The sequence below is a fragment of the Leifsonia sp. NPDC014704 genome (assembly GCF_043083605.1).
Taxonomy (GTDB): Bacteria; Actinomycetota; Actinomycetes; order Actinomycetales; family Microbacteriaceae; genus Leifsonia.
Map to the genome: position 1 here is coordinate 1497130 of NZ_JBIBYW010000001.1, position 9831 is coordinate 1506960.

At 70.3% G+C, this 9831-nt stretch carries 9 protein-coding genes; 3 read left to right on the plus strand and 6 right to left on the minus strand.

The features are described 5' to 3' along the window. The first annotated feature begins 46 nt into the window (after positions 1 to 46). Positions 47 to 673, plus strand: coding sequence for an HAD family phosphatase (locus ACF1AJ_RS07310; protein ID WP_018190343.1), 627 nt, complete (start codon positions 47 to 49; stop codon positions 671 to 673). A 110-nt stretch (positions 674 to 783) separates the two neighbouring features. Here ACF1AJ_RS07310 and ACF1AJ_RS07315 read toward each other — a convergent pair whose 3' ends face one another. Together ACF1AJ_RS07315 and ACF1AJ_RS07320 are read right to left on the minus strand one after the other, a co-directional pair. Then, on the minus strand, positions 784 to 1581 hold the full coding sequence (locus ACF1AJ_RS07315) for an ABC transporter permease (RefSeq protein WP_391506735.1): 798 nt from the start codon (positions 1579 to 1581) through the stop codon (positions 784 to 786). Continuing rightward, complete coding sequence (locus ACF1AJ_RS07320; RefSeq protein ID WP_391506736.1) at positions 1578 to 2495, minus strand: ATP-binding cassette domain-containing protein; 918 nt, start codon at positions 2493 to 2495, stop codon at positions 1578 to 1580. Before ACF1AJ_RS07320 ends, ACF1AJ_RS07315 begins: the two co-directional genes overlap by 4 nt. A gap of 74 nt (positions 2496 to 2569) precedes the next feature. Between ACF1AJ_RS07320 and ACF1AJ_RS07325 the strand changes: the two genes are divergently transcribed. Beyond that, on the plus strand, positions 2570 to 3580 hold the full coding sequence (locus ACF1AJ_RS07325) for a TetR/AcrR family transcriptional regulator (RefSeq protein ID WP_391506737.1): 1011 nt from the start codon (positions 2570 to 2572) through the stop codon (positions 3578 to 3580). 121 nt (positions 3581 to 3701) lie between these two features. Here the strand turns inward: ACF1AJ_RS07325 and epsC are convergent, their stop codons facing one another. Beyond that, entirely contained in the window at positions 3702 to 4271 is a 570-nt protein-coding gene (gene epsC, locus ACF1AJ_RS07330) for a serine O-acetyltransferase EpsC (RefSeq protein ID WP_391506738.1), read from the minus strand. Between the two features lie 5 nt (positions 4272 to 4276). Beyond that, the gene (gene cysK / locus ACF1AJ_RS07335) at positions 4277 to 5215 is read right to left on the minus strand and encodes a cysteine synthase A (RefSeq protein ID WP_391506739.1); all 939 of its coding nucleotides are present in this window, start codon (positions 5213 to 5215) and stop codon (positions 4277 to 4279) included. 102 nt (positions 5216 to 5317) lie between these two features. On the opposite strand from cysK, the gene prmC reads away from it, so the two are divergent. Beyond that, positions 5318 to 6226 (plus strand): peptide chain release factor N(5)-glutamine methyltransferase, encoded by a 909-nt coding sequence (gene prmC, locus ACF1AJ_RS07340; protein WP_391506740.1) that lies wholly within the window; start codon positions 5318 to 5320, stop codon positions 6224 to 6226. Positions 6227 to 6321: 95 nt separating this feature from the next. Here prmC and prfA read toward each other — a convergent pair whose 3' ends face one another. Then, positions 6322 to 7398, minus strand: a complete 1077-nt coding sequence (gene prfA, locus ACF1AJ_RS07345) for a peptide chain release factor 1 (RefSeq protein WP_391506741.1) — start codon at positions 7396 to 7398, stop codon at positions 6322 to 6324. Positions 7399 to 7488: 90 nt separating this feature from the next. After that, positions 7489 to 9708 (minus strand): transcription termination factor Rho, encoded by a 2220-nt coding sequence (gene rho, locus ACF1AJ_RS07350; RefSeq protein ID WP_391506742.1) that lies wholly within the window; start codon positions 9706 to 9708, stop codon positions 7489 to 7491. Between the last annotated feature and the right edge of the window lie 123 nt (positions 9709 to 9831).

Consider the following 9831-nt stretch of genomic DNA (forward strand, 5'->3'; position numbering starts at 1 on the left):
TAGCCGGGGCGCGGAAGCCCAGACTGGGAGGACGATACTGGAGGGGATGGATGTCTACTTCTTCGACTGCGACAAGACGCTCTACGACTACGACTTCCACAAGCGGCTGCCCAAGCTCGCGGAGCTGGGAGGCGTGAGCCAGTACCGGCTCGCATCCAGCTGGTGGGCGGGTGGACACGAGCGTGCGGCCGAGATCGGCGAGTACGCCACGAGCGAGGAGTACCTGGAGGCGTTCGCCGAGGTGACCGGCGCCCGGCTGACGCTCGCGCAGTGGCAGGAGGCGCGGAAAGCGGCCATGACGCCCATCCCCGGCGCCATCGCGGCGCTGCACGAGGCCGCGACGCTGGGGACGGTGTCGCTGCTGTCGAACAACCCCATCCCGTTCAAGGACTCGCTGCCGGTGCTGACGCCCGAGATCGTCGACGTGCTGCAGGACAACGACCTGGTCTCGGCCGTGCTCGGCGCACGGAAGCCCGAGCGCAGGATCTACACCAGGGCGCTCGGGCGGTTCGGGGTGCGGCCGGAGGACGCCATCCTCTTCGACGACTCGATCGCCAACGTGGAGGGCGCCCGCGAATGCGGGATGCACGCGTACCACTTCGCCAAACGCGAGGACGGCACCTTCGACACCGACGGCATGCTCGACGCCCTCCACGCCTTCGCCGCCCGCTGACCCGCTCCCGTCCTCCCCCAAGCCAACAACTCCTGAGTTTTTCGCCCCGCGCACGGCGTGTCGGGCGGAAAAACTCAGGAGCTGTTGGTTTGAGAGGAAGGGAGTGGGGGTCAGCGGCGGCCGGCGGAGCGGCGGAAGAGCCAGGCGGCCCAGACATAGGCCGCCGCGACGATGAGGGCGCACCAGCCGAGCGCCCACCACAGGTCCGAGCCGGGGTCGCGGCCGAAAAGCAGCGCGCGGATCGTCTCGATGATCGGGGTGATCGGCTGGTTCACGGCCACCCACCGCAGCCAGTCCGGCATCGTGTCCGTCGGCACGAATGCGCTCGACAGGTACGGCAGGAAGAGCACGGCGAAGCCGTAGCCGCTGGCCGCGGTCGGGCTCTTCGCCGCCAGGCCGATGGCGGCGAACAACCAGGTGATCGCGAGGATGAAGAGGGCGACGATCGCGAGCGCGCCGATCCACTGCGCCACATCGGCGGTCGGCCGGAAGCCCAGCAGCAGCGCGACGCCGATGACGACGCCGGTCGCGACCAGGTTGCGCAGCAGGCTCGCCACAACGTGGCCGGTCACGACGCCCCGGGACCGCAGCGGCATGGTCCGGAAGCGGTCGACGATGCCGTCGCTCATGTCGTTGGCCACATCCACCGCGGTGCTCGAAGCCCCGAAGCCCGCGCACAGCAGGATGATGCCGGGCACCACGTACTGGACGTAGTCCCCCGAGCGGTCGATCGCGCCGCCGAACACGAACGTGAACAACAGCATGAGGATCACCGGAAGCGCGATGGCCATGGTGAGCGCGTCCACATCGCGGAGCGAGTGACGGACGCTGCGGCCCACGAAGACGAGGGTGCTCGTGAGGGGCGAAACCCGCCGCGCCGCGCGGACGGGGACGGTGAGAGCGGTCATCGGACGACCTCCTTCTCGGTCGAGGTGTTCTGGGGGACGTTCTGGACGGACTGCCCGGTCAGGGCGAGGAAAGCGTCGTCGAGCGACGGCTTGCGGATGCCGATGGAGGCTCCGGGAACGCGGAGGCCGTCGAGCGTGTCGATGGCGTCGCGAAGAGCCTCGACGCTCCCGTCGGTCGGCACCTCGCGCACGATCTCCCCGTGCGCGTCTCGGAGCTCGACGACCTCGCCGCCGACCCGCGCCTTCAGCTCGGTAGCGGTGCCCTCGGCCACGATCGTGCCGTGGTCGAGAACCGCGATCCGGTCGGCCAGTTGGTCGGCCTCCTCGAGGTACTGCGTGGTGAGCAGGATGGTGGTTCCGCGCCGTGCCAGGTCCTGGATGATGTCCCACAGCGCCTGCCTGCTGCGGGTGTCGAGGCCGGTCGTCGGCTCGTCGAGGAAGATGACCGGCGGCGTCGCCACCAGGCTGAGCGCCAGGTCGAGGCGCCGTCGCATCCCGCCGGAGTAGGTCTTGACGCGCTTGCGTGCCGCCGCGGCCAGATCGAACGCGTCGATCAGCTCGCTCGCCCTGCGGCGCGACTCGGCGGCGGTGAAGCCGGAGAGCCGTGCCATCATCCGCAGGTTCTCCTCCCCCGTGAGCACGCCGTCGACTGCCGCGGACTGGCCTGTCACGCTGATGGCGCGCCGTACTTCCTCCGGCTCGGCGGTTACGTCATGGCCGGCGACCGTGACGCTTCCCGCGTCCGGCCGGACCAGGGTCGACAGGATGGTGATCAGCGTCGTCTTGCCCGCACCGTTCGGTCCGAGCAGCGCGAAGACGCCTCCCGACCGCACTCGCAGGTCGATGCCGTCGAGGACCGTCTGCTCCCCGAAGGACTTACGGAGGCCGATCACCTCGATCGCGGTTCCATTCATCGGACTTTCCCTTCTGTGTGCTGTCTAAACTGTTTATGCCGTAAACAGCTGTTTAAGTGATACACAGTCCTAGGATGAGTGTCAACACCGGATCGCGAAGATCGGGGATGCGGGAGCAGAAGGGCGGGACCATGGCCGACGACGTCGAGAACGTCCTCCCCCGTGCCGTCGCGCTGAGCTGGGGCGTCGCGGAGCATCCCCAGCGCGGACCCAAGCGCGAGCTGAGTATCGAGCGCATCATCGACACGGCCATCGAGATCGCGGACGCCGACGGCCTCGGCGCCGTCTCCATGAGCCGCATCGCGGGCGACCTCGGCTTCACGACGATGTCGCTCTACCGCTACGTGACCAGCAAGGACGACGTGCTCGCGCTGATGCAGGATGCGGTCTGCGCCATCCCCATCCCGCCCGACGACGAACTCGGGCGCCGGGGCGACGCCGCTCGGGAGGACGGCTCACCACACGACTGGCGCGCCGGGCTGCGGCGGTGGGCCATGGCGAGCATCGAGGTGATCCAGGCACACCCATGGTTCCCCGACATCCCGATCAACGGCATCCCGTTGATGCCGAACAACCTGGCCGTGCTCGACTGGGGGCTCCGCGAGATGCGCGGCCTGCCCCTCACGGACGCCGAGAAGATGTCGACGGCGCTGCTGCTGTCGTCCTACGCGCGAGCGGTCGCCATCGTCGAGCGGGATGTGAGCCGCTCGCGCTCCGCGGACGCGCCACCCGCCCACGGCGAGGCGTTCACCGCAGCGCTCGCCGAGCTGGTGACGCCCGAGCGCTTCCCCGACCTGGCGCCGCTCGTGTCATCCGGTGCTTACGCGGACTCGGACGGAGCGGACGACCAGGACGACTTCGCGTTCGGCCTGGAGCGGATCCTCGACGGCATCGAGACCTACGTCGCCGCGCGGCGGAGCGGCGAGCCGGTGACCCCCTACGAGGAGCGACCGGAGCCGATCCCCCGTGACAAGGCAGTTCGCGAGGCGGCGAAGGCGCGCCGCGAGGCCGAGTCGCGCCTGCGTGAGGCCCGCAAGCACGAGCGCGAGGCGATCGCCCGCGCCCGCGAGCGCGCCGCCCGCTGACCCCATCCCTCGCGTCCTCCCGTCCCCACCGTCGAGTCCGCAAACTGTGCACGCGAGACGCGGCGCGAGCGTGCGAAGTCTGCGGACTCGACGGCGGCGGAGGGGGACGGGACGGGGTGGGTCAGATGTAGATGGCGGGGTCGATCCAGTCGTCGCCGGCGATCTGCTCGTGGCCGGAGCGGGGACGGGGATGCGCGGGCACGCCGACGAGCAGCGAGTCGGCCGGCGCATCCCGCGTCACCACCGCGTTCGCGCCGATCACCGAGCGCGCCCCGATCGTGATCGCGCCGAGCACCTTCGCACCGGCGCCGACGATCACGCCGTCCTCCACCGTGGGATGCCGTTTGCCGTGCCCGCTCCCCCGGCCGCCCAGCGTGACGCCGTGATAGAGCATGACGTCGTCGCCGATCCACGTCGTCTCGCCGATGACGACGCCCATCCCGTGGTCGATGAAGAAGCGGCGACCGATGTGCGCGCCCGGGTGGATCTCGATCCCCGTCAGGAAACGGGTGAACTGCGACAGCAGCCGCGCGGGCGTCCGGAGGCCGGACCGCCACAACCGGTGGGCGACGCGGTACGACCACACGGCGTGCAGGCCGGAGTACGCCGTGGCGACCTCGAACCCGTTACGGGCCGCAGGGTCGTGCCTGCGCGCGTTGCGGATGTCCTCGCGCGCTCGGAAGATCGGCACCCCGTTCAGTCCAGCAGATCGGCCCAGAGCGGCGTGGAGATGTACCGCTCGCCGGTGTCGCACACGATCGCGACGATGGTCTTGCCCGCATTCTCGGGACGCTTGGCGAGCTGCAGCGCCGCCCAGATGATGGCTCCCGACGAGATGCCGGCGAGGATGCCCTCCTCGCTGGCGAGCCGCTTCGCGATGTCCAGCGCGTCGTCGAACGAGACGTCGACGACTTCGTCGTAGACCGTGGTGTCGAGGATCTCGGGCACGAAGTTCGCGCCCATCCCCTGGATCTTGTGCGGTCCGGGCTTCCCGCCGTTCAGGATGGGCGAGTCGAGCGGCTCGACGGCGACCACCTTCACGCCGGGCTTGCGCTCCTTGAGCACCTGGCCGACGCCCGTGATCGTGCCGCCGGTGCCGACGCCCGCGACGAAGATGTCGACCTCGCCGTCGGTGTCCTCCCAGATCTCCTCGGCGGTGGTGGCGCGGTGGATGGCCGGGTTGGCCTCGTTGGCGAACTGCCGAGCCCAGATGGCGTTCTCGGTCTTCGCGACGATGTCCTGCGCCGTCTCGACCGCTCCGCGCATCCCGTCGGGGCCCGGGGTGAGCACGATCTCGGCGCCGAACGCCCGCAGCAGCACCCGGCGCTCCTTGCTCATGGTCTCGGGCATCGCGAGGACGACCTTGTAGCCTCGCGCCGCACCGACCATGGCGAGCGCGATGCCGGTGTTGCCGCTGGTGGCCTCGACGATGGTGCCACCGGGCGTCAGCACCCCGGCCTTCTCCGCGGCATCGACGATCGCGACGCCGATGCGGTCCTTGACGCTGCCGGCCGGGTTGTAGAACTCGAGCTTGCCGAGAATCGTCGCGTCGACGCCCTCGGTCAGCCGGTTGAGGCGGACGAGCGGCGTGCGGCCGACGGCCTCGGTGACGTTCTCGTAGATGTGACCTGACATGGGCCTGTTCCTCGTGCTCTCGTACGGTGGATGACGACAGGGGGATGCGTGATCGCGTCTCCACTCTAGACGGCGTGCCCCAGCCGCTAGGCTCTTCTGGCGATGACCCCCACCACCCCTGCTCCTGGCGCATCCTCCGCCGCGTCCTCCGGCGCCGTCTCCGTCCGATCCGCGCGGGAGGATGCCGTGGCGGCGCTGGCGCGCGCGGGCGTCCCCGACCCGGAGGTCGACGCCGAACTCCTCATCGGCCACGTTCTCGGAGCCGGCCGCGGCCGCGTCCAGGCGCTCGTCGTGATGGATGCGGAGCTCTCTCCCGACGACGCCGAGAGGCTGCGATCCCTCGTCGAACGCCGGGCGGCCCGCGAGCCGCTGCAGCACATCACGGGCCGCGCCCCGTTCCGCTCGCTCGAGCTGAACGTCGGACCGGGTGTCTTCGTGCCGCGGCCCGAGACGGAGCAGGTGGCGCAGTTCGCGATCGACGCGCTCCGCGCCGTCCCCTCGCCCGAGCCCGTCGCGGTCGACCTCGGCACCGGGAGCGGCGCGATCGCGCTGGCCCTCGCGACCGAGGTGCCGCACGCACGCGTGTACGCGGTCGAGAACTCGCCGGAGGCGTTCATCTGGGCGCGCAGGAACATCGACGAGGTCGGTGCCACGAACCTGACGCCGGTGTTCATCGACCTCGCCGACGCGCTCCCGCAGCTCGACGGGACGGTCGATGTGGTCATCTCGAACCCGCCGTACGTGCCGGACGATGCCATCCCGCGCGACCCCGAGGTCCGGCTGCACGATCCGCACGCCGCGCTCTACGGCGGGCCGGACGGGTTGGATGTGGTGCGCACGATCTCCCGGGTCGCCCAGCGTCTGCTCCACCCGGGCGGCACCCTCGTGCTCGAGCACGGCGAGTTGCAGGGCGCCGCGATCCGCGACCTCCTGACCGCCGACGGCTGGCGCGCCGCCGCCACCCACCGCGACCTCACGACCCGCGACCGCGCCACGACGGCCCTCCGCTGACCGCTAAGCCAACAGCTCCTGAGTTTTTCCGCCCTCCGACCGCGTGTCGGGCCGAAAAACTCAGGAGCTGTTGGCTGGGAACCGGGAATAGGGGGTTAGTCGGTGGCTAGGTCGGCTAGGCGGGATTCTTCGTCGGCCTGGATGTTCGACTCGATGACGGGGTCGAGGGCGCCGTTCATGACGGCGTCGAGGTTGTAGGCCTTGTAGCCGGTGCGATGGTCCGCGATCCGGTTCTCCGGGAAGTTGTACGTGCGGATGCGCTCGGAGCGGTCCATCGTGCGGATCTGGCCCTTGCGGAACTCGGCCGCCTCGGCGTCCGCCTCCTCCTGCTGGCGCGCGAGCAGCCGGGCGCGCAGCACCCGCATCGCGGCCTCACGGTTCTGCAGCTGGCTCTTCTCGTTCTGCATGGAGACGACGATGCCGGTCGGCACGTGCGTGATCCGCACGGCCGAGTCCGTCGTGTTGACCGACTGACCGCCGGGGCCGGACGACCGGAACACATCGATCTTGAGGTCGTTCGGGTTGATCTCGACCTCCTCCGGCTCATCCACCTCCGGGAAGACGAGAACGCCGGCGGCGGAGGTGTGGATGCGGCCCTGCGACTCGGTCGCCGGCACGCGCTGGACGCGGTGGACGCCGCCTTCGTACTTCAAGTGCGCCCAGACGCCCTCGGCGGGATCGGTGGAGTTGCCCTTGAAGGCGACCTGGACATCCTTGATGCCGCCGAGGTCGCTGGAGGTCTGCTCGATGATCTCGGCCTTCCACCGCTTGGAGTCGGCGTAGTGCAAATACATGCGCAGCAGGTCGCCGGCGAAGAGAGCGGACTCGGCGCCGCCCTCCCCCATCTTGATCTCCATGATCACGTCGCGGCTGTCGTTGGGGTCGCGCGGGATGAGGAGGCGGCGCAGCTTCTCCGCCGAGTCCGCCACGCTCTGCTCGAGACCGGGGACCTCCTCGGCGAAGGCCGCGTCCTCCGTCGCCAGTTCACGGGCGGCGTCGAGGTCGTCGGAGAGCTGCTTCCACTCGTTGTACGCGGCGACGATGCGGCTCAGCTCGGCGTAGCGCCGGTTGACGCGCTTCGAGCGGACCGGGTCGCTGTGCAGCTCCGGGTCGGAGAGCTGCTGCTGGAGGTCGTCGTGCTCGGCGATGAGGCTGTTCACCGATTCGAACATGGGGTCTTCTTTCTGCGGGGATGCGGCCGGGGAACGACGAAGCGCCCGCCCGCCGTGCACGGTGGCACGGCGGGCGGGCGCTGATCGCAGCTAGCGGTGGTCGTTCTCGTGGCCGTGCGAGTGCGCGTTGCCGTGACCGTTGGTCGGCGCCGGCATCGACTTCTGCACCTGCATCAGGAACTCGACGTTGCTCGAGGTCTCCTTCAGCCGGCCGAGGACGATCTCGAGGGCCTGCTGCTGGTCGAGCCCGGCGAGGGCGCGGCGCAGCTTCCAGGTGATCTTGACCTCGTCCTGGCCCATGAGCATCTCCTCGCGGCGGGTGCCGGAGGCGTTCACGTCGACGGCCGGGAAGATGCGCTTGTCGGCCAGCTGGCGCGACAGGCGGAGCTCCATGTTTCCGGTGCCCTTGAACTCCTCGAAGATGACCTCGTCCATCTTGGAGCCGGTCTCCACCAGCGCCGAGGCGAGGATGGTGAGCGAACCGCCGTGCTCGATGTTGCGCGCGGCGCCGAAGAACCGCTTCGGCGGGTACAGCGCCGAGGCGTCGACACCACCGGAGAGGATGCGGCCGGAGGCCGGCGCGGTCAGGTTGTACGCGCGGCCGAGGCGGGTGATCGAGTCGAGCAGCACGACGACGTCGTGGCCGAGCTCGACGAGGCGCTTCGCACGCTCGATGGCGAGCTCGGCGACCGTGGTGTGGTCCTCCGCCGGACGGTCGAAGGTCGAGGCGATGACCTCGCCCTTCACCGTGCGCTGCATGTCGGTGACCTCTTCCGGACGCTCGTCCACCAGCACGACCATGAGGTGGACCTCAGGGTTGTTGGCGGTGATCGCGTTGGCGATCTGCTGCATCACGATGGTCTTGCCGGCCTTGGGCGGGGCGACGATGAGACCGCGCTGGCCCTTTCCGATCGGGGCGACCAGGTCGATGATCCGCTGGGTGACCTTGCTGGGCTCGGTCTCCAGGCGCAGGCGCTCCTGCGGGTACAGCGGGGTCAGCTTGCCGAACTCGACGCGGGTCGCGGCCTCGTCCGGGGTCTGCCCGTTGATCGAGTCGACCTTCACCAGCGCGTTGTACTTCTGACGGCTGTTGTTCTCGCCATCGCGCGGCTGACGGATCGCGCCGACGACGGCGTCGCCCTTGCGGAGGTTGTACTTCTTGACCTGGCCGAGCGAGACGTACACGTCGCTGGCGCCCGGGAGATACCCGGTCGTCCGCACGAACGCGTAGTTGTCGAGCACGTCGAGGATGCCGGCGACGGGGATGAGCACGTCGTCGTCGGACAGCTCCGGCTCGAACTCGTCACCCGGGGCGCCGCCGCGGCGCTTGCGGTTGCGGTCGCGGTAGCGGCCGCGGTCGCCCTCGAGCTGCTGCTGGGCGTTCTGGCCGCGGTTCTGCTGGCCGTCGCCCTGCTGGCCGCCCTGCTGCAGGTCCTTCGGCTGGTTCTGGCCCTGCGCCTGGCCCTGCTCGTTCTGCTGGCCGTTGTTCTTGTTGCGGTTGCGGTTGCGGCGGTTGCGGCCCTGGCCCTGCTGCTCGCCGGCGTTGTCGCCCTGCTCGCCCTGCTGGTCGGCCTGCTGCGCGTCGGCCTGCTGGCCCTGCTCCGCCTGCTGCGCGTCACGCTGCTGCGCGTCACGCTGCTGGCCGTCGCGGTTCTGCTCGGCGCCCTGGTCGCCGTTCTGACCGCCCTGGCCGCGACCACGGCGACGGCGTCCGCCGCCCTGGTTCTGCCCGTTGCCCTGCTCGTCCTGCGCACCCTGGCCGTTCTGGCCGCGCGCCTGCTCGCGGGAGGCGAGAGCCGAGTCGAGGAGCGCATCCACATCGGGGATGAGCGACTCGACGCCGGTGGCGCCGGAGTTGACGTGCGATCCGGCGGCGACGCCGGAACCGGCGGCGGCACCGGCGATGCCCGTGCCGTCCGGGCTGGACACGCGGCGCGAGCCGCGGCGGCGTCCGCCGGTCTGCTCGGCGGAGGCGTCTGCCTGCGGGAGCACGGGGTCACCGACGGTGGGCTCGACGCGCTCGGCCCCTGCGGGCTCGGCGATGAGCGGCTCAGCGATGAGCGGCTCGGTGAGCACCTGGGAGGCGGCGGCCGGCTCGGCGGCCGGCTCCTCGGTCTCGGGAAGCTCGAGGGCGTCGGCCGGAGCGGAGGCCGCGCGCGCGGCGGCGATCGCCTCGACCAGCTCGCCCTTGCGGAGCCGGGTTGCGCCCTGGAGCCCGAGCCCGGCGGCGAGAGCTTGCAGCTCTGCCACCTTGAGGCCGGTCAGGTCGCTGGTGTCCACGCCCCCGGCGTGGAGTTCGACATCAGTCACGGAAGAGGATCCTTTCCCCCGGCGCGCCTTACGCGCCGTCTGAAGCTTCGTCACATGAACTGCCGGGAACGTGCTGCGTTCGGATCCGCGCTACGTCGCCGTCCGGGTTCTCCACGAAGGGAG